The 21905-nt window shown below is 40.1% G+C and carries 17 protein-coding genes; 12 read left to right on the forward strand and 5 right to left on the reverse strand.

Annotated features, from left to right (window positions below):
- Nucleotides 1–212 precede the first annotated feature (212 nt).
- Nucleotides 213–1013 (forward strand): hypothetical protein, encoded by an 801-nt coding sequence (locus AB5062_RS13235; RefSeq protein WP_032952562.1) that lies wholly within the window; start codon nt 213–215, stop codon nt 1011–1013.
- Nucleotides 1014–1152: 139 nt separating this feature from the next.
- Here the strand turns inward: AB5062_RS13235 and AB5062_RS13240 are convergent, their stop codons facing one another.
- Nucleotides 1153–2007, reverse strand: a complete 855-nt coding sequence (locus tag AB5062_RS13240; protein ID WP_005842542.1) for a patatin family protein — start codon at nt 2005–2007, stop codon at nt 1153–1155.
- Between the two features lie 329 nt (nt 2008–2336).
- Here AB5062_RS13240 and AB5062_RS13245 point away from each other — a divergent pair, with 329 nt between their 5' ends.
- The 7 genes from AB5062_RS13245 to AB5062_RS13275 all read left to right on the forward strand — a co-directional run bounded on the left by AB5062_RS13245 (nt 2337) and on the right by AB5062_RS13275 (nt 13154).
- On the forward strand, nt 2337–3728 hold the full coding sequence (locus tag AB5062_RS13245) for an aminopeptidase P family protein (RefSeq protein ID WP_005842546.1): 1392 nt from the start codon (nt 2337–2339) through the stop codon (nt 3726–3728).
- A 28-nt stretch (nt 3729–3756) separates the two neighbouring features.
- The gene (locus tag AB5062_RS13250; RefSeq protein ID WP_368326903.1) at nt 3757–4968 is read left to right on the forward strand and encodes an aminopeptidase C; all 1212 of its coding nucleotides are present in this window, start codon (nt 3757–3759) and stop codon (nt 4966–4968) included.
- A 165-nt stretch (nt 4969–5133) separates the two neighbouring features.
- Nucleotides 5134–6855, forward strand: a complete 1722-nt coding sequence (gene recJ, locus AB5062_RS13255; protein WP_011965432.1) for a single-stranded-DNA-specific exonuclease RecJ — start codon at nt 5134–5136, stop codon at nt 6853–6855.
- Between the two features lie 117 nt (nt 6856–6972).
- Entirely contained in the window at nt 6973–8868 is a 1896-nt protein-coding gene (locus AB5062_RS13260) for an ATP-dependent DNA helicase RecQ (RefSeq protein WP_005842554.1), read from the forward strand.
- Between the two features lie 55 nt (nt 8869–8923).
- Nucleotides 8924–11128, forward strand: a complete 2205-nt coding sequence (locus tag AB5062_RS13265; protein WP_227225230.1) for a beta-N-acetylglucosaminidase — start codon at nt 8924–8926, stop codon at nt 11126–11128.
- A 14-nt stretch (nt 11129–11142) separates the two neighbouring features.
- A complete protein-coding gene (locus AB5062_RS13270; RefSeq protein WP_115648904.1) occupies nt 11143–12093 on the forward strand; it encodes a lipopolysaccharide assembly protein LapB in 951 nt (316 codons plus the stop codon).
- Nucleotides 12094–12152: 59 nt separating this feature from the next.
- The gene (locus AB5062_RS13275; protein ID WP_115648905.1) at nt 12153–13154 is read left to right on the forward strand and encodes an AI-2E family transporter; all 1002 of its coding nucleotides are present in this window, start codon (nt 12153–12155) and stop codon (nt 13152–13154) included.
- On the opposite strand, the gene AB5062_RS13280 is transcribed toward AB5062_RS13275, so the two are convergent.
- Complete coding sequence (locus AB5062_RS13280) at nt 13155–14330, reverse strand: MalY/PatB family protein (RefSeq protein WP_005848825.1); 1176 nt, start codon at nt 14328–14330, stop codon at nt 13155–13157.
- Between the two features lie 68 nt (nt 14331–14398).
- The gene (locus AB5062_RS13285) at nt 14399–14929 is read right to left on the reverse strand and encodes a DJ-1/PfpI family protein (protein WP_005848826.1); all 531 of its coding nucleotides are present in this window, start codon (nt 14927–14929) and stop codon (nt 14399–14401) included.
- Nucleotides 14930–15118: 189 nt separating this feature from the next.
- Here AB5062_RS13285 and AB5062_RS13290 point away from each other — a divergent pair, with 189 nt between their 5' ends.
- The 4 genes from AB5062_RS13290 to AB5062_RS13305 all read left to right on the forward strand — a co-directional run bounded on the left by AB5062_RS13290 (nt 15119) and on the right by AB5062_RS13305 (nt 18821).
- Nucleotides 15119–15475 (forward strand): helix-turn-helix domain-containing protein, encoded by a 357-nt coding sequence (locus AB5062_RS13290; RefSeq protein ID WP_115648906.1) that lies wholly within the window; start codon nt 15119–15121, stop codon nt 15473–15475.
- 257 nt (nt 15476–15732) lie between these two features.
- Nucleotides 15733–16575 (forward strand): prephenate dehydratase, encoded by an 843-nt coding sequence (locus AB5062_RS13295; protein WP_005842562.1) that lies wholly within the window; start codon nt 15733–15735, stop codon nt 16573–16575.
- Nucleotides 16550–17734: a pyridoxal phosphate-dependent aminotransferase gene (locus AB5062_RS13300; protein ID WP_115648907.1), complete on the forward strand. Its 1185-nt coding sequence runs from the start codon at nt 16550–16552 to the stop codon at nt 17732–17734. Before AB5062_RS13295 ends, AB5062_RS13300 begins: the two co-directional genes overlap by 26 nt.
- A 19-nt stretch (nt 17735–17753) precedes the next feature.
- A complete protein-coding gene (locus AB5062_RS13305; RefSeq protein ID WP_005842564.1) occupies nt 17754–18821 on the forward strand; it encodes a bifunctional 3-deoxy-7-phosphoheptulonate synthase/chorismate mutase type II in 1068 nt (355 codons plus the stop codon).
- 202 nt (nt 18822–19023) lie between these two features.
- Here the strand turns inward: AB5062_RS13305 and AB5062_RS13310 are convergent, their stop codons facing one another.
- Together AB5062_RS13310 and AB5062_RS13315 are read right to left on the reverse strand one after the other, a co-directional pair.
- Nucleotides 19024–20619: a sialidase family protein gene (locus AB5062_RS13310; RefSeq protein ID WP_008782380.1), complete on the reverse strand. Its 1596-nt coding sequence runs from the start codon at nt 20617–20619 to the stop codon at nt 19024–19026.
- A gap of 119 nt (nt 20620–20738) precedes the next feature.
- Nucleotides 20739–21485, reverse strand: coding sequence for a FadR/GntR family transcriptional regulator (locus tag AB5062_RS13315; protein ID WP_005848829.1), 747 nt, complete (start codon nt 21483–21485; stop codon nt 20739–20741).
- Nucleotides 21486–21905 lie beyond the last annotated feature (420 nt).

A 21905-nucleotide genomic window follows, 5' to 3' on the forward strand; every position in this document is an offset into this window, starting at 1 on the left:
TCTGACTGAGCGAAGTTAGGACTTGCCCGATTTTTTTGCAAACACAAAAAAAGGCCGTCTCATTTTGAGACAGCCTCATTTTTCATTTTGTATTCCCACATTTTATCCACAGTCTGGACAAACTCAAGAAAAAAAATAAATTTCTAATTGCCAAGCAGTAAATCATCTAATCCTTCATTTAAATTATGTAGAACATAAAACAAGATCAAACTATGAGACTTAACAGTATGCTAGCCACAGTGCTTATTTTCCTTTGCTCTTTAGTAATTTCATCGTGCAGCAATGATGAACTTGCTCCCATCTCCTTAAAAAATAGAGAAACAGCAAATATAAAATTAAACTATCCTAATAATCAGACATACTCTTTTCCTTTGCAAGGGGGAGACGGGAATTATGAAATAAGCTGCGATAAACCGGAAATTATAGAAACCAAAATGATTTCTTCTTGCGACATATCCATAAAAGCATTAGCATTAGGTGAAGCGATTATTACTGTAAGAGATCAATCTGGAAACACACTTGACATTCATGTAATAGTAGACTATTACACCGATAATTACATTGTAAGCAAACAGGATATACTTCTTACAGGAGACTTAAAAGACTCTGAAAAACAAACAATTAAAGAAAAAGCATTAGCTACAATACCAGTAAAGACAGGAGGAGGATACAAATTTATCTACACGGATGCAGAAATTGCAAGAGGCAAAGTACTGGTTTTTCAAGAAAAGTTTGGAGACAAGGCTATAGAAGGTAGTTTTGAAAGAAAATCCAATGAAATAGAAAATGAGCAATGGGGTACAAGACATATCATCTCATTTGATCTAACTCTTCCAGAACAACCCAAAAGAACATTTATAATCTCTGAATATATACCTTCTTCCAGGACTTCCCCCATAGTCCTCATGGCTTTTTTTGAGGATTTAAAAAAGACATTCACTATAGATTATCCGACCGTCGAGCAAGTTTATACCGAGCAAGTATTAACTGTACCGTCACATTTATATTATTAATATATTATCTTTCTTTCCAAAAGGAAAGAGCATTCATTCTTGTTATATGCGGTAGAACCTCATCTACCCCATATAACAAGAATGATTCCCCATTCCTCCAATATCCCCATGTATAAAAAACATTCTTTTGGCCAAAAGTTTATTTTTGAAGTATTCGTTTTTCTTCGAACATTTTTTTTGCACAGGCATACCCTTCCTCATATAAATCGGTCAGTTTCTTTATATCTGTTTCAATACGGTCCACTTCCATCGGCTTTTCAGGACGAATTACCACAATCCTGCCCTTGTCTTCCAATTGCTCTACCAAATCAAGCTGTTCGTTGTAAATACGACAACGTTTACTTAAAACCACGCGCAAACGAGGGTATTTTTTATAGATAAAATGAGGAATTTTCATATCCTTTCCTTTTTTGCGATATCCCCGATTACGGGTAAGTACCACTACATTTTTATCAAATCCTTGTTCAATAGCACGCAACACAGGAATAGAATCCACAATTCCCCCATCCAGCATCGGCTCACCATCTACATAAGCTATAGGACAAACATAAGGAAGACTGCTGGACGCCTTAGCTATGGCAATAATACGTCGAGGATCATGTTTCTCTTCCAAATAACACGCCCTACCTGTAATGCAATTAGTAGTCACCATTTCAAAACGAGCAGGATTTTCAGCATATGTTTTATAATCATAAGGAAGAATTTCCTTAGGAAAATGTTCATAAAGCAATTCCTGATCAAGAATACTGTGCTTACGCCATAAATGCTTTATGCCGATATAATGATATTTCTCCAATAAATCAATATTACTAAACTTAGCTCTACCACGCTGGCGAGACATATATGAAAGACCATTGCACGCTCCGGCAGAAACTCCTACCCCATACGGAAACCAAACCTTCTTATCCATCATATAGTCTAATACCCCGCAGGTAAAAACTCCGCGCATACCTCCGCCTTCCAGTACCAGCCCTGTTTTATCATCTATTTTCATAATCAATGTTGAGGAACAAATCTATCCTTGAAAGAGTTCACTGCAAAGTTAACCTTTTCAAAGTATTTAGCCGTATCTTTTATATTTATTAAATAATTGCATTCCATCATAAATATCAATCAAATTCTCCTAGCAGTATAAATTACTGAATGGCAACTTATCAAGGAAAAATAAGAGAAACCTGTGAAATTAGAAAAGCAAGATTGACAAATGATAAAAATAAAGCCGAAATCGATTAAAAAATCAAATAAGCAAATAGTACTTTTAAGATTATAATTATTACATTTGCAACACAGTTCAATAAATTTTCAATTAAAATAAAGTTAGCCATGTTTGATTCCGCAACTTATCAAAGACGCCGTCAGGCACTTAGAAACAAAGTGCAAAACGGTATTATCCTTATACTAGGTAATAATGAAGCTCCGGCAAACTATCCGGATAACACATATAAATTCCGTCAGGACAGTTCATTCCTCTACTTCTTCGGCCATTCTCACCCCGGATATGCAGGTGTAATAGATATAGAAGCAGGAGAGGATTATTTCTTCGGAAATGATGTAGATATGGACGACATTATCTGGATGGGGCCCCAACCCAGTGTGAAAGAGTTGGCTGCACAAGTAGGTATTCAGAAAAGTTTTCCCTTTCCCCAGCTAAAAGAGGTGGTAGGAAAAGCTATCGCGCAAGGTAGAAAAGTACATTTCCTTCCTCCCTACCGATTCGATAATATGATGCTCTTGGAAGACTTAACCGGTATCCGTGCCGCTATAGTAAAGAAATACGCTTCTGTAGAATTGATAAAAGCTGTAGTTGATTTACGTTCTGTAAAAGAAGCTTGCGAAATAGCAGAAATCGATTTGGCATGTAATATCGGTTATGAAATGCACACAGCCGCTATGCGTCTATGTAAACCTGGAATAAAGGAACAATATATCGCCGGAGTACTGGATGGCATCGCCGCTTCTTATGGAAGCATGACTTCATTTGCCACTATCCTGACCCAACATGGGGAAACATTACATAATCATGACCATAGCCATATATTAGAACCAGGACGCATGATGCTGACAGATGCCGGAGCTGAAAGAGTGACAAATTATTGTTCTGACCATACCCGTACCGTACCTGTGGGAGGCAAATTTGAAGGACGGCAAAAAGATGTGTATAATATTGTATTGGCTTGCCATGATAAAGCATTGGAAATTACTCGTCCAGGTATAACCTATATGTCTGTACACTTAGAAGTCTGCAAAGTGCTGGTTCAAGGATTAAAAGACCTGGGGCTCATGAAGGGCAATGTGGAAGAAGCTGTTGCCGCTGGTGCACACGCTTTATTCCTGCCCCATGGATTAGGTCATATGATGGGATTGGATGTACATGACATGGAAGACCTGGGACAAATTTACGTAGGATATGACGATGAAATCCGTCCTTCTTCCCAGTTCGGGCTAGCCTCCCTGCGCATGGGACGTCGCTTACAGGAAGGCTTTGTGATTACCGATGAACCGGGCTGCTATTTTATTCCAGCATTGATTGACAAATGGAAAGCTGAGAAAATGCATACAGACTTCCTGAACTTTGATGCCATTGAAAAATTCAAAGATTTTGGAGGCATCCGCCTGGAAGACGATATTCTGATTACTTCGGAAGGCTCCCGTTTCACTGGCGAGAAACGCATCCCTATCACTATCGAAGAAGTAGAAACTATCATGAATGAGTAACATAACAAACAAAACTATTATTTCTAAAATGAAAAGATTTACATTATTAGCAGCATTAGGTTTATGCAGTATAAGCCTCTTTGCACAAGATGCACAAAAAGAAGAGCCAAAGGAAGAAGGGTTTGTATTCACTACAGTAAAAGAACTGCCTATTACTTCTGTCAAGAACCAAAGCCGTGCCGGTACTTGCTGGTGCTATTCCAGTATGGCTTTTCTAGAATCAGAATTACTTCGTATGGGAAAAGGAGAATACGACTTTTCTGAAATGTACATCGTACACCAAACTTATTTGGATCGAGCCGATGCCGCCGTACGTACTCACGGAGATGTATCTTTTTCCCAAGGAGGATCATTCTATGACGTTATCTATGGAATGAAAAAATTTGGTCTGGTACCCGAAGAAGTTATGCGTCCGGGAGTCATGTATGGTGATACATTAAGTAACCATACAGAACTTACAGCCGTATCGGATGCTGTAGTAGCAGCAATAGCCAAAGGAAAATTACGCAAACTCCAGACAGATAAGAACCATAATCCATTATGGAAAAAGGCCATTGCCGCTATTCATGATATCTATTTAGGTAAATGCCCTGAAAAATTCACTTATAAAGGAAAAGAATACACTCCCCATTCATTCTTCGAATCAACAGGATTGAATCCAAATGATTACATTTCATTGACCTCGTACACCCACCATCCGTTCTACGAACCATTTGTTCTTGAAATTCAAGACAACTGGCGTTGGGGGCAATCATACAACCTTCCCATTGATGAATTCATGCAGGTTTTTGATAATGCCATTAATAACGGCTATCCAATCGCATGGGGATCTGATGTCAGTGAACAAGGCTTTACACGTGACGGCGTAGCTGTTATGCCCGATACGGAAAAAGTACAAGAACTAAGTGGATCAGACATGGCTCATTGGTTGAAAATGAAACCGGAAGAAAAGAAACTGAACACCAAACCACAACCTCAGAAATGGTGTACACAAGAAGAACGCCAGGAAGCTTATGACAATTGGGAAACAACCGATGATCATGGTATGTTGATTTACGGTATAGCTAAGGATCAAGAAGGAAACGACTATTATATGGTAAAGAATTCTTGGGGAAAAGCCGGAAAATACGATGGCTTATGGTATGCCTCTAAAGCATTCGTCCGTTACAAAACCATGAATATCGTAGTCAATAAAAATGCACTGCCTAAAGAAATTGCTAAAAAATTAGGTATCAAATAATCCGCTACTATACAATACTTTACCGCTAATTCCATAAAATATATATGGAATTAGCGGTTTTTTTATTTGTTTTTTCCTAACTTTACGGATTGATTGGGTAAGTATAACCAGAAAATGGTATTATCCCGTCTCCGAGAGCAGAAAAAAGAAAAAACAATATATAAAATGAATCACAAATGGAATTATCAACCTCCAAGCCAAGAACAGACAGAAGCAGCTAAAGCATTAGCCAAAGAAACAGGGATCAGCCCGATTCTTTGTAAGTTGTTGCTGGAAAGAGGTATAACCTCAGCAGCAGAGGCTAAAAGATTTTTCCGCCCCCAGCTTAACGAGCTACACGACCCATTCCTGATGAAGGATATGAGCATTGCTGTAGAACGGCTTAATCAAGCTATGGGCAGGAAAGAACGTATCATGGTTTATGGAGATTATGATGTAGACGGTACAACAGCTGTAGCATTGGTATACAAATTTCTCCAGCAGTTCTATTCGAACATTGACTACTATATTCCCGACCGATATAATGAGGGCTACGGAGTATCAGTAAAAGGAGTGGATTATGCCTGTGAAACAGGTGTAAAACTCATTATTGTGTTAGATTGCGGTATTAAAGCCGTAGAGGAAATTGCTTATGCAAAAGAAAAAGGTATCGATTTCATCATCTGTGACCACCATGTGCCTGATGATATATTGCCACCAGCCGTAGCTATTCTGAATGCCAAACGGGCTGACAATACATATCCTTACGATCATCTTTCGGGATGTGGTGTAGGCTTCAAGTTCATGCAGGCTTTCGCTTTGAATAATGGCATTGAATTTCATCAACTAACTCCTTTATTAGATTTGGTTGCTGTCAGTGTAGCATCAGACATCGTACCTATCATGGGAGAAAACCGAGTGCTGACACACCACGGCTTAAAACAGTTGAATTCCAATCCCAGTGTAGGTCTGAAAGCTATTATCGATGTATGCGGATTATCAGAAAAAGAAATTACCGTAGGTGATATCGTATTCAAGATAGGTCCGCGCATCAACGCATCCGGACGTATACAGAACGGAAAAGAGGCGGTGGAACTGCTCATAGAAAAGGACTTCTCGGCAGCATTGGAGAAAGCCAACCAAATCAACCAATACAATGAAACCCGTAAAGATCTGGATAAGACCATGACCGAAGAGGCCAATCAAATTGTAGACCACTTGGAAGGACTAGCAGACCGGCGTTCCATTGTCATCTATAATGAAGCGTGGCATAAAGGTGTTATCGGTATCGTAGCCTCACGCCTTACAGAGATTTATTACCGCCCGGCAGTTGTATTAACCCGTACAGATAATCTGGCAACTGGTTCCGCCCGTTCCGTATCAGGTTTCGATGTCTACAAAGCTATCGAACATTGTCGTGACTTGTTGGAAAACTTTGGAGGACACACTTATGCTGCAGGACTATCCATGAAAGTGGAAAATGTGGAAGAATTCACCCGTCGTTTTGAAACCTATGTCACAGAACATATTTTGCCGGAACAGACCAGTGCTGTAATTGATATTGATGCAGAAATTGACTTCCGGGATATCACTCCGAAGTTCCATGCCGACCTGAAAAAGTTCAATCCCTTCGGACCGGACAACCACAAACCAATCTTTTGTACACATAATGTATATGATTATGGAACCAGCAAAGTAGTAGGGCGTGATCAAGAACACATCAAGTTGGAATTGGTAGACAATAAATCAAACAATGTGATGAATGGCATCGCTTTCGGACAAAGTTCACAAGCACGCTATATCAAGACCAAACGTTCTTTTGATATTTGTTATACCATTGAAGAGAATACGCACAAACGTGGTGAAGTACAATTGCAAATAGAAGATATAAAACCCAGTGAGGAATAATGATAAAGATTTATCTTTGAAATATGTCAAAACTTTAATGACGTTATCAGACACTTATCAGAATAATAAGATGATAAGTCATTGGAGTTTTGACATAATTTTCTTATTTCCCTTCCAATGACCTATAAAGAAATTCTAAAACAATATTGGGGATATGATGACTTTCGGGGCATACAGAAAGAAATCATTGAAAGTATAGGCAACGGTCACGACACGCTAGGATTGATGCCTACCGGTGGCGGCAAATCCATTACCTTCCAAGTACCAGCTTTAGCACAACCCGGATTATGTTTGGTTATTACACCTCTTATTGCCCTGATGAAGGACCAAGTACGCAATTTACGCGACCGAGGTATCAAAGCTTTGGCAGTTTATTCAGGCATGACACGCGAAGAGATCATTGTTGCATTGGAAAACTGTATCTTCGGCGACTATAAATTCCTTTATATTTCTCCGGAAAGGCTGGATACTGAAATATTCCGTAGCAAACTACGGAACATGAAGGTAAGCATGATCACGGTAGATGAGTCACACTGTATCTCTCAATGGGGATATGATTTCCGCCCTGCTTATCTGAAAATTGCAGAAATTCGCGAACTCCTTCCCGACATACCTGTATTGGCACTGACAGCAACTGCCACTCCGGAAGTAGTAACAGATATTCAAACAAAGCTAAACTTTAAAAAAGACAGTCAGGTTTTCCGAATGAGTTTCGAAAGAAAAAACTTGGCTTACATTGTACGTCCTACAGAAAATAAACAGGAAGAGCTATTACATATTTTAAATAGTGTGCCCGGCTGCGCCATTGTCTATACCCGCAACCGGAAACGTACACGTGAAATTGCCGAACTACTGGTCAATAACGGCATAACTGCCACTTTCTATCATGCCGGTTTGAATAATGATGTAAAAGATCAACGTCAAAAAAGCTGGCTCACCGGAGAAAGCCGTACTATGGTAGCAACCAACGCCTTCGGAATGGGTATCGACAAACCAGATGTACGTATCGTTATCCACATAGATATGCCTGATTCTCCTGAAGCCTATTTTCAAGAAGCCGGACGAGCAGGGCGCGACGGGCAGAAAGCATATGCTGTCCTGCTATACGCCCAAAGTGATAAAACCACCCTCAACAAACGTATCAGTGATACATTTCCCGACAAGGATTATATCCGAAAAGTGTACGAAGATATCAACTACTATTTTCAAATGGCCATGGGAGACGGTATGGGTTGCACCTTTGCTTTTAACTTGGATGAATTCTGTCGTAACTTCAAACATTTCCCCGTACAAGCCGACAGCGCTTTAAAGATTCTGACCCGTGCCGGATATTTAGAATATACAGACGAGCAAGATAATGCTTCACGTATTCTTTTCACGATGAAACGCGACGAACTCTATAAACTACACGAGAATGATACAGATACAGAGAAACTGATAAACATCATCTTGCGTTCTTATACAGGACTATTTACTGATTATGCCTATATTAACGAAGATTCCTTAGTAATCCGCTCCGGATTAACCCGCCAACGAATCTATGAAATTCTACTGGCGCTGACTCGTAGACATATCATACATTACATTCCACGGAAAAAGACACCTTATATTATATATACCCGTGAACGGCAAGAAAAGAATCGCCTTGCCCTAACTCGGGAAATATACGAAGACCGGAAAAAAAGCTATACCACCCGAATCAAGGCTATGATAGAATATGCCACAGCCGATGATAAATGTCGTAGCCGAATGCTACTCAGATATTTCGGAGAAAAGAACGAGCACAACTGCGGACAATGTGATGTATGTCTTAACAACCATCATTCAGGAATAAAACAGGGAGAATTTCAAGAATTGGAACAACAAATCAAACAGCTATTGCAGGCAGGTGCCATGCCTGCTTCAGAACTACTGAACCAATTGAATAGCAATCGTGAAAAAGCGGAAAAGGTACTCTCCTACCTACTTTCCGAAGAAATAATACAATTAAAAGATGGAATTCTTTCTGTATAAATCGTATCTTTGCCATTGATTTATTAACCTTTTACCCCAACAGAACATGAAAAAAATGCATTTGGCAATCATTTGTCTTTTTACCGGTTGTACTATCTTTGCCCAAAACATAGAAGTACAGCCCATCCCTCAACAAGTTTCCAAACAAGACGGACAAATCAATTTACCTGAAACTTACCAACTCTTGGGAGAAACTGAAGCCAATCCATATGCCGTACAAGAATTAAAAGATTTATTAGGTGGAAAACACCCGGCCAATACCGGTTTGCGCATTTATATAGGAGAAAAAGGAGACAAGTCCATCCGCAAGTTTACTCGTCAGATCCCCAACCAAAAGGAAGGTTATTATCTATCCATCAATAATAAGGAAATAATTCTGGCAGGAAACGATGAACGTGGAACCTACTATGCCTTGCAAACCTTAAAACAATTGCTCAAAGATAACCAATTACCGGTAATAGAGATACAAGACTATCCGGCCATACGCTACCGTGGTGTCGTAGAAGGATTTTACGGGACCCCCTGGAGCCATAATGCCCGTCTTCGCCAACTTCAATTTTATGGTGAAAACAAAATGAACACCTATATATACGGCCCTAAAGATGACCCTTACCATAGTTCTCCCAACTGGCGTCTGCCTTACCCCGAAAAAGAAGCAAAACAATTACAGGAATTAGTAAAAGTAGCTCAAGAAAACGAAGTCGATTTTGTTTGGGCTATCCATCCGGGACAAGACATCAAATGGAATAAAGAAGACCGTGAATTATTATTGGCAAAATTTGAAAAGATGTATCATCTCGGTGTCCGTTCTTTTGCCGTCTTCTTTGATGATATTTCAGGAGAAGGTACCAACCCTGTGAAACAAGCAGAACTGCTGAATTACATAGATGAACATTTTGTAAAAGTAAAACCGGATGTAACTCCCCTTATCATGTGTCCTACAGAATACAATAAAAGTTGGTCCGACCCTGCTAAAGGATATCTTACTACTTTAGGAGACAAACTGAATCCATCCATACAAATTATGTGGACAGGAGACCGGGTTATTTCCGATATTACCCAAGATGGTATTCAATGGATAAACGAACGGATTAAACGTCCGGCATATATATGGTGGAACTTTCCTGTTTCCGATTACGTTAGAGATCATCTGCTCATGGGACCAGTATATGGAAACGATACTCAAATAGCCAATCAGATGTCTGGCTTTGTAACTAATCCGATGGAACATGCCGAGGCTTCTAAAATAGCCATTTATAGTGTAGCCTCATACGCTTGGAATCCAACAAAATATAACAGTGAAAAAACTTGGAAAGACGCTATTATGAACATTTTGCCCGATGCTGCCACTGAACTGGAATTCTTTGCCGCCCATAATTCGGACTTGGGCCCCAACGGACATAAATATCGCCGAGAGGAATCTGTAAATCTCCAACCCACAGCGCAGAGCTTTACTGAAAGTTACATAAAAAATAAAACTTACACTGAAAAAGACTTCTCTATTCTACAAGAAACCTTCAGCCAGATGGTTGAATCAAGTGATATTTTAGTCGCCCATGCTGATAAAAATCCGATTATAGTAGAAATCATGCCTTGGCTTTATCAGTTCAAACTATTGGGTGAAACCGGAAATGAAGTACTGGCAATGGTCAAAGCATACGACAAAAATGACCAATCTTTATTTATGCGTAAATACAAACACGTGAAAGCCTTGCAACAACAAATGTTTCAAATTGACCAGACATACAACCAAAACCCTTACCAGCCGGGTATAAAGACAGCAGGAAGAGTAATCAAGCCATTGATTGATCAAACTTTCGCCACCGTCACGCAATGCTATAACCAAAAATATAGCACACTGCTGAATGCTGAAACCGACTATATGCCGCATAAACTAATAAGCGATATCAGTCAGATAAAGAACTTACCTTTACAGGTAAAGATAAACCGCATTCAGATTTCTCCGGCGCTGGAAGTTATCAGATGGCCCGGTAATGGTTCATTGACTATCGAACTGGATCAAGTTTATCCCGGAGAAAATATAGAGATAGATTTCGGGAAACCGGAAATCGAAACTTGGGGAAGTCTTGAGATATCTGCAAATGGAAAAGACTGGAGTAAAGTACACTTTACACAAGAAAACAACCGACTGACTGCCAGTTTACAACAGAAACCAATAAAGGCAGTACGTTTTACCAACATGCAGCATCAGGAACAAGAAATTTACCTCAGACGATTTATTATAACAATAGACAAATAAAACAACTATAAATTATGGGCTTATTTAAATCCTTATTCGGCGGAAACAACACCCCCGAAACCGAAAAAGAGAAAAATGATAAAAAGAACTTCGAGATTTTAAAATACGACGGCATCCGCGCCCAACGTATGGGTAAACTACCTTATGCCATTAAATGTTTTGAAGAAGCAGTTGCCATCAACGATGAATTGGAAACACTCAGCCTGCTAGCCACTGCTTATACACAGGCAAACCGACTAGATGATGCCCGTATCACACTAGACCGCATGGCTACAAAAGATCCTGAACAAGTAAACACCTTCCTTTCACTAGCTGGCATCTGCTATATGCAGGAAGATTACGAAAATATGAAGGATGCCTGCCAAAAAGCTTTGGTTTTAGATAATAAGAACCCCCTATCTTTCTATTTGACAGCAAAAGCAGCTATCGGCATGAAAGATGATATCACCGCCATCGCTATGCTGACTAAAGCTATCGTATTAAAAGAAGATTATACCGAAGCATACCAGCTACGCGCTGAAGTACTTTGGAAAATGAAACAAGCAAAAGATGCTGCCGAAGATATACAAAAGTTGCTCAGCCTCAATCCCGACGACGAACAAGCCTTGCTTTTGAAAGGAGAAATTCTAGCCGCCACCAATGAACCGGAACAAGCACAAGAATGTTTTAATCAAGTATTGTCACTCAATCCGTTCAATGAAAAGGCCTATATCCTGTCAGGAGAACTATATCTGGTAAACAAAGATTTTGACAAAGCATTGGCTGTATATGATGAAGCCATTGAAATCAATCCCAACTTTGCCAAAGCATATCATGAACGAGGACGTATCAAATTACTTAAAGGAGACAAAGACGGATCTGTGGAAGATATGAAGAAAGCAATAGAACTGGCTCCTGAAAATGAAATGAATATTAGCGGTCAATACCATAATTATGAAAACATGACTAAGAATGTTCCGTTTTAAAAGCGGAACATTTCAATTCGTTTTATTGTTTATTTATATACAAAATAAGCAAAAAACACATGAGCGTAAAAGAACAGTATTGGAAATATTCCCTTATCACCATTATACTGGGATTAGGACTTATTTTATTTATAAAAATGTCTCCTTTCATGGGAGGTATTTTAGGAGCATGCACCATTTACATCATGGTAAGAAAACAAATGTTTTATCTTACCCAAGAAAAACATTTCAAAAAAAGTATTACAGCCATTTTACTCTTGATAGAAGCCATCATGTGCTTTCTTGTACCTTTATCATTGGCTGTATGGTTACTGATCAATAAATTACAGACGGTAAACGTAGATACGACAGGTTTTATCCATACGGTAACCAATCTTGCCGATTGGCTTCATACCAAGACGGGATATGACTTACTAAGCACAGAAAACATTTCATCCATAGCCTCCATTCTTCCTGCCATCGGACAGTTTCTGATGGGAAGTATCAGTAGCTTTGCCGTTAATGCTTTCGTATTGGTCTTTATTCTCTACTTCATGCTGATTGGCGGAATTCAAATGGAAAAATACATCTATGAGTTACTTCCTTTCAGCGATACAAACAAAAAAAATGTACTGAAAGAAATTAATATGATTGTCAGAAGTAATGCAATAGGTATTCCCTTACTGGCAGTCATTCAAGGAGGAATAGCTACATTAGGCTACTATTTGTTTGATGTACCCAGCGCGCTATTGTTTGGCTTCCTGACCTGCTTTGCCACCGTCATTCCTATTGTAGGAACAGCATTGGTATGGTTCCCTCTAGCTGCCTATCTTGCTCTTTCAGGAGATTGGACACATGCCGCCGGACTACTTCTTTATTGTGGATTAATTGTAACAAACATTGACAATCTAATTCGTTTTATTCTGCAAAAGAAGATGGCAGACACCCATCCACTCATCACCATTTTTGGAGTGGTCATCGGACTTTCCTTATTCGGATTCATGGGTGTCATATTCGGACCGTTATTGTTATCCATCTTCATTTTATGCGTGAATATCTTCAAGACGCAATACTTAAAATAATCACTTTATATATAGTTGATAAGCATCCGCCAGTTGTTTCATCGCCTTTTCAATGATACAACGCGGACTTGCCACGTTTAAACGCATAAAGCCAATGCCTTCCTTACCAAACATTTCCCCGTCATTCAATGCCAAATGCGCTTTATCTACAAAGAATTCATTCAAATCTTTCTGGCTCAACTCCAGTTCACGGCAATCCAACCAAACTAAATAAGAAGCCTCCGGACGAATGGCCTTGATTTTAGGTGCATGTTTTTTCAAAAATTCGTCGACAAAATCTATATTTCCTTGTATATACGCCAAACATTGGTCAAGCCATTCCGTACCATGACTATAAGCAGCCTCAACAGAAAGAAAAGCAAAGACATGTCCCATATCCAACTCACCGGCATCCATATAGATACGGAAGCGTTTACGCAAATCTTCATTAAAAATAAGAGCATGTGAGGCAGATAGTCCCGGCATATTAAAAGCCTTGCTAGGAGACATAAAAGTAACAGAGTTCATTCGAGCCTTTTCACTGACAGTAGCAAAAGGACGATGCGTATGAGGAGGTAAAGTCAAATCCGCATGAATTTCATCCGAGAAGACCAATACTTTCTCATCATAACAGATATCAGCTATCGCTCGTAACTCTGCTTCAGTCCACACAACGCCACCCGGATTATGAGGATTACATAAAATAAAGAGCTTACAACCTTTAATTTGTTCACGAAAAGCATCCAAATCCATACGGTACATCCCGTTCTCCCATTTCAACGGATTTATGACCAAAGTACGCTCATTACGAGTAGTAACCCATGCAAAAGGATGATAAACAGGAGGTTGAATCATTACCTTATCCCCTTTCTGAGTAAAACAATTCATAGCCATACCGATGCCCGGTACAATGCCGGGAACAAAATTTATCACTTCCTTGGTCACGATCAAATCATAACGCTGTTTTACCCAGTTTATAATCGCATTATAATAGCTATCTGGTTTGCCGGTATACCCTAAAACTTCATTTTCGCAACGTTTACGAATAGCATCTGTTACAAAAGGAGCTGTGGCAAAATCCATATCAGCCACCCATAAAGGAATCAAATCCGTACGTCCCCAAATATGCTTCAGCCCTTCTACTTTCTCAGCAGACGTACCGCTGCGATCTATCACTTTATCAAAATTGTATTTCATTGTTTCTATTTTTAGGAATTGTCGCCCAAATATAGGAAATTTCTACATTGGGCGACATTAATATTCCCTTATTTTTTCAAGGCTTCAATTACCTGAGGCATCATTGTCCAAACAAAATTTTCACTTTGTGCTGTATAAAAATTACCATCAACAACCGATCTCTCATCAGTAGCCATCCCTTTACTTACAGCCGGTTTTGCCAAAGGATGCACAGCTAATCTCTTTCCCTCTGTAATTCCAGCAAAATCAAACAACAGACCTGCAGCACAATGACCTATCAGGATCTTTCCCTTCCCGGCAAATGCCTTCAAGACCGACATCAAGTCCACATTATAAGACTTATCCGCATTTTGAGCAAATACGGGAACCGCATCCCCACAGGCAAAAACCAAAGCATCAAAATCATCTTCATGCCCTATAAGATTTGCAATCACATCATCGGCCACCAATTCAATGCCCGAGTTTGTTTTAATTTCCTTTGTTTCCGCCACTGCATACACCTTATAGGATATACCATTTTCAAAAAACGCTTCCAAATACTGGAACAAACCGAATCCGTTCACCGGATTTACCGCTAAAACAGCTACTTTCTTTGCCATAATCTTAACTTATTATAAGTGAAACAATAAATTTATCTAGTAAAACAATAGTTACCTTGAGTAAGTTTATTACTTTTGTGACGCAAATGTAAGTATCCTTTTTCCCAAAAACAAGAAGGCACCTGTAGATAAGGAACTTACATAGAGGTAACCATTGTTGAACGGCAAGCAAATAGAGAATATTAAAAAATGAAAAATTTTCATCCGGATAATAATTGCCCTATACGGAATGTATTGTGCAGGCTTGGTGATAAATGGTCTATGCTGGTTCTTATCACATTAAATGCTAACGGAACCATGCGATTCTGCGACATTCATAAAACAATAGCCGATATCTCACAACGTATGCTGACTGTAACTCTGCGCACACTGGAAACTGACGGACTAGTGAGCCGGAAGGTGTATGCCGAAGTTCCGCCGCGAGTAGAATATGAACTGACAGAAAGAGGGAAAAGCTTAATACCACATATAGAAGGATTAGTAGATTGGGCTTTACAACAGATGCCGGGAATTATGGAAAGCAGGAGCCAAACAGGCACTGCCTAAAAAAAAATTGAAAAAAAGCTTCTTATTTATTTGTTTTTACTAGAAATATATTACTTTTGCAGCGTATTCAATAACAATAAGAACAAAATGAAAGCATTATACAATACATACTTTTTCTTCTTTTATTACTTTTACTTTAGCAACAAAGTGAAGCGGGAGTTTGTATGTGTACGTTAAACAATGATTAAAACAATGCGATAATAACAACGAAATCCCGCTTCCGGCAGAAGCGGGATTTTTTTATAATATATATACGAATGAAAAAGATAGCAATACAAGGTGTACCGGGCTCGTATCACGACATTGCCGCCCACAAGTTCTTCCCCGGAGAAGAGATCGAACTAATCTGCTGTTCCACGTTCGAAGAAGTCTTTGCGAACATAAAGCAGGATAGCAATGTAATTGGTATGCTCGCTATCGAGAACACCATTGCAGGCAGTTTGCTGCACAACTATGAGTTACTGCGCGAAAGCGGCATGACCATTGTCGGCGAACACAAACTACGCATCAAACACAGCTTCATGTGCTTGCCGGACGACAATTGGGAAACACTGACAGAAGTCAACTCCCACCCCGTTGCCTTGGCACAATGCCGTGAATTCCTGATACAACATCCCAAACTGAAAATAGTAGAAACGGAAGATACGGCAGGAAGTGCGGAAGCCATCAAACGGGAAAATCTGAAAGGACACGCCGCTATCTGCTCCAGATACGCCGCCGATTTGTACGGAATGAAAGTATTGGAAGAAGGCATCGAAACAAACAAACACAACTTCACGCGTTTCCTTGTAGTGGCCGACCCATGGAAAGCCGATGACTTACGTGAACGTTCGAAAGTAAACAAGGCCAACATCGTCTTCTCCCTCCCCCACAACGAAGGAAGCCTGTCTCAAGTGCTCTCTATCTTTTCTTTCTATAAAATAAATCTGACCAAGATTCAATCATTACCGATTATAGGCCGCGAATGGGAATATCTGTTCTATGTAGACGTAATTTTCAATGATTATTTAAGATACAAGCAGTCTATCGACGCCGTTTCACCATTGACAAAAGAACTTAAAATATTAGGAGAATATGCAGAAGGAACATCAACCATATAATATTCAGCCGGCAGACCGTCTGGCGAATGTTAGCGAATACTACTTCAGCCGTAAACTGAAAGAAGTGGCACAAATGAATGCCGAAGGTAAGAATGTAATCAGTTTGGGTATCGGAAGCCCTGACATGCCTCCTTCGGAAGAAACCGTCAATGTGTTGTGCGAACAGGCAAAGCGTCCTGATGCGCACGGATACCAACCTACTGTCGGCATTCCTGAATTACGCAAAGCCATGGCCGACTGGTACAAGCGTTGGTATCATGTAGAGCTTGATCCGGCAACCGAAATCCAGCCGCTCATCGGTTCCAAAGAAGGTATCCTGCATGTGACGCTGGCATTGGTCAATCCGGGTGATCAGGTATTGGTTCCCAATCCGGGGTATCCTACCTACACCTCTTTAAATAAAATATTGGGCAGTGAGATTGTGAACTACAACCTGCGCGAAGACAACCATTGGCAACCCGATTTTGATGAACTGGAGAAGATGGACTTGAGCCGCATCAAGATTATGTGGACCAACTATCCCAATATGCCGACCGGAGCGAACGCCACGATGGAACTGTATGAAAAGCTGGTAAACTTTGCACGCCGCCATAATATTGTGATTGTAAACGACAACCCATACAGCTTTATCCTGAACAAGAAACCACTGAGTATTCTTAATGTGCCCGGAGCCAAAGAATGCTGCATCGAGTTCAACTCTATGAGCAAGAGCCACAACATGCCCGGCTGGCGTGTGGGAATGCTCGCCACCAATGCGCAGTTTATACAATGGATATTGAAAATAAAGAGTAATATTGACTCAGGAACTTTCCGCCCCATGCAACTGGCCGCCGCACAAGCTTACAACAACAGTGTGGAATGGCACGAAGAAGCGAACGTCAATGTATATAGCCGTCGCCGCCAACTGGCAGAAGAGATTATGAAAGTACTCGGTTGTAGCTTTGATCCCAATCAGGTAGGTATGTTCCTTTGGGGACGCATTCCCGACTCTTACAATGATGTAGAAGAACTGACCGAAAAAGTTTTGCACGAAGCACGTGTGTTCATTACTCCGGGCTTTATCTTCGGCAGCAACGGCAAACGCTATATCCGTATTTCCCTCTGTGCCAAAGAAGAAAAGCTGGCAGAAGCACTGGAAAGAATTAAAAAGATAATGTAACAAAACAAAATATCAGATTATGGAATTAGATTTAAAACCCATCGAACTTCCGGGAATTGAAAAGAAACGCCCGATGATTATCGCCGGCCCATGTAGTGCCGAAACCGAAGAACAAGTAATGGATACCGCCACTATGCTGGCCAATAAAGGCATTAAGATTTTCCGTGCCGGCATCTGGAAACCGCGTACCAAACCGGGAGGTTTCGAAGGCATCGGTGTAGATGGCCTGGCATGGCTGAAACGTGTGAAACAGGAAACCGGTATGTATGTTGCCACCGAAGTAGCTACTGCCAAACACGTTTATGAATGTTTAAAGGCAGGTATTGATGTGCTTTGGATTGGCGCACGCACCACTGCCAATCCGTTTGCCGTGCAGGAAATTGCCGATGCACTGAAAGGTGTGGATATTCCTATATTGATTAAAAACCCTGTCAACCCTGACCTTGAATTGTGGATTGGAGCTTTCGAGCGCATCAACAATGCAGGTTTGAAGCAACTGGGTGCTATCCATCGCGGATTCTCTTCTTATGATAAAAAGATTTACCGTAACCTACCCCAATGGCATATCCCTATCGAATTGCGCCGCCGCATTCCCGAACTGCCTATTTTCTGTGACCCCAGCCATATCGGTGGCAAGCGCGAGTTGGTAGCTCCCCTCTGCCAGCAGGCGATGGACTTAGGTTTTGACGGCTTAATCGTAGAATCACACTGCAATCCCGACTGTGCATGGAGCGATGCCGCCCAACAAGTCACTCCCGATGTGCTGGACTACATCCTAAATCTGCTGGTCATCCGCAAAGAAACCCAAACAACTGAAAACCTGGGTGAACTGCGTAACCAAATCGATGATTGCGACAATGAGATTATCGAAGTATTGGCAAAACGTATGCGTGTCTGCCGTGAAATCGGTACATTCAAGAAAGAACATGATATGACCATTCTACAGACAGGTCGTTACAATGAGATTCTGGACAAGCGCGGTGCACAAGGTTCATTGTGCGGCATGGATTCAGAATTCATTAAAAAAGTATTCGAAGCCATCCACGAAGAAAGCGTAAGGCAACAAATGGAAATCATTAATAAATAAATACAAAAGAGTATATCAAGACTCTGAAATGCTATCATTTCATTTTTATCATTCTGAACTTTGCGAAGAATGTACATACATAAAGTATGCTGCTAACAGATTCTTCACTATTGTTCAGAATGATAAAATGATAAGCAAATTTACTTTTGCAGTATCCCATATCACCTTTTCCGGAGATAAGAAACAGAAGTTTATTTATTCTTTAATCTCCGATTAACTCTTTTATTTTTACTTGCTGAAAAACCATCTGTGCCTGGCTGCTTTCATACAATATCCCAATAGTTTCCCCGTCAACAGAAGTAATACAAGAATATCCGAAACCGCCATATTCATCAAGCAGAATTTTTCTTTCCTCCGGCCATGTTTTTCCGTCATCCAGACTGACCTTCAATGTCATGTGATCCCGACTATTATACGATTCAGGATTACAAAATAAAAGAATAGACTTCTCCATACCGTTTCTTCTATAAAGATGTTTATGGATACTTGCCATACAAGTAGGTTCAACCAATGCATTACGGGAAGTGGAATGTTCTACCCATGTTTCACCCAAATCAGCAGTTACACAAATTCTACGTCCATTTATCTCCTTATTACCATAATTCCGATTATCACGCATATTAAGCATGATATTTCCATCTTGCAGCTGCACAGCCATACATTCTGTCGTATTATGATAGGCAGGCTTACCGGCTGTCCACGTTTTCCCTCCATCCCTACTCCAGGTTATATTCGAAAAAGGCATTCCATCCTTATCCCGTCCTTGGGTAGGAAAGACCAAAGTTCCGTCTTTCAATGTAATTCCATGCCCCGGTGCCGGTGCATAAAGCCACCATTCCGGACGCTTTGTATTCCGGGTAATATTTATCGGTTCACTCCATGTCCGTCCTTCATCGGTACTTTTAGTAATTAAGAATTGAGATGTTTCTTTCACCTCCAGTCCCGGTTGAGAACCTTTCGCATGCCATTGATGAATCCAACGCGTACTATCCTGGGTCATACCTTCTACCCATTTCCCCGTTTTTCCATCTAAAACACCATGCATCCACAGTCCTGCCACATAGATATCTCCAGTCTTTTCATCCACCAAAATGCAAGCATCACTTACTCCATTATATTTTTCAGGCAAGCCACCCCAAGTCTTCATATCCAGGACAACCTGCATAGGCTGCCAAGTTTCACCACCGTCAAAACTACGATTCAAAGCAATATCAATATTACCTTGCAAGTCGCGCGAGGTATCATAACGTGCATCGTAAACAGCCAGTAATGTTCCGTTCTTTGAAGTAGCGATGCCCGGAATACGGGAAGTATTCACTCCATCTTGTCCAAACTGACGTACAGCCACACCAAGACGCAAATCCACCAAAGAGCCATCCAGCAAAACTTCTCCTTTTCCCTTCACTGTTTTTACCGAAGAGCAAGCCAATCGGACACGGTGAGAAAGATTGACCCGGTCCTTCAATTTCAACGTCACCCAGACAAGGGTCGTATCGTCTTTCAAGACCAAAGGTTCCTTGAAAGAAACTTTTTCAGAAACTTGCATGGGAAGCGTTAACGGATGTTCAACAGACAATGTTCCATCCGCAGCCGAAGCATAAAGCCTGATATGTTCAATATCCGTTAAGTCTGTACTCCCTTTCAAAGAGCAAACAATTTCCCGGACAGCACAATCACCCGAAGCCTGTTTGACAAACTCCAATCTCAGTACAGGATTCGCTTCTTTCAGTGTTAATACAGGTAAAACAGGCTGTCTTACAATAACTTTCACAGGCGATGCCCACAGACCACCAATCATAAAAACAAATACAATCAAAAAAAAATAAATACGATACTTCATGACTTTATATATTTCCATTATATCCCGATTAAAAGAACTTCTATCATAAAGTGCTGTTCTTCTCTCCTTCATATCAATTAGACTGAATCCATATCATGGGATTCCTTCAACTTTTCCCGTTCCGACATAAAAATCTTATAAACCGCAAAATGACGTTCCAATGCGTCACGATACCCCGCTTCATCATTCTTCTTTATATATTCCAAAAGGTCGGCATGAGTGACCAAATCGCCGTTTTTCTTCATTTCGACATTGATAGGCTCAAGAAACCTTTTGAATTTATCCTTTACAAATACCATCACCGGATGAATGATCTCCTGAAATTCCCGGATAGTCTTATTTCCGGTAATCTCATAAAGTTTAGCATGAAAAGTAAATTCACTTATAGGCGCATACTCATTATTTTCAAACACAATACCCAAACGCACTATTTCTTCTAATTCCACAATATCTTCAGGTGTAATATTCCGAAACAGATCACTACATATACCTATTTCCAAAGCTATCCTAAAGCCAAGTATATCAAATAATGAATCCTCGCTCAAAATACGAGGGTCAACCACCCGCTTCATTCCACCTAAAATAGAAGGTTCTGTCAGAATCATCCCTTTCCGGGTACGTGTTTCTATCATCCCCATCATTTTTAAACGGCTCAAAGCTTCACGTAACACACTACGTGCCACCCCTAGAGCAGCCGCCAAATCCAACTCATTGGGAATAGAATCTCCTATACGCAAATCATGCTCACGAAAATAATTCAGCAAGCTGTCCTCAACCTGGTCAACTAAAGTTACAGCCTGATTATGAAGTTTCAAATTATACATCTGACTGATATTTAAAGTTAGCGAATTCAATTTATCTTATTTGTCTGACAAATAAATATATTTTAAGCTTTAAGTACAAGAAAGACAGTTACCAGTTCATTCACCTTTAACCATGTTTAAGCAAAGGAGAGCAATATTATTACATTTAAACAAATGAAAAGTCTATGAGGATTCTTCTAAATCATAAGACATGGAGAATTTCTCATCAAGAAAATACAAAAAAATCTTTTTTTTGATTTGCACCTTAAATAAAAGTATTACTTTTGCCCTCAAATTTAGAACAAAAAGAAATCAGGCTTATGAATTTGTTTACTTATACATATTATTCTTATTATTACTTTTACTTCGGCAAGAAAGTAGAGTGGGAATTTGTATGTATGAAATAACAGATAATAAATACTGAAATTGAAAAAGATACGT

The organism is Phocaeicola sp. RTP21359st1_B8_RTP21360_211022, assembly GCF_040911965.1.
In the GTDB taxonomy this organism is placed as follows: domain Bacteria; phylum Bacteroidota; class Bacteroidia; order Bacteroidales; family Bacteroidaceae; genus Phocaeicola; species Phocaeicola vulgatus.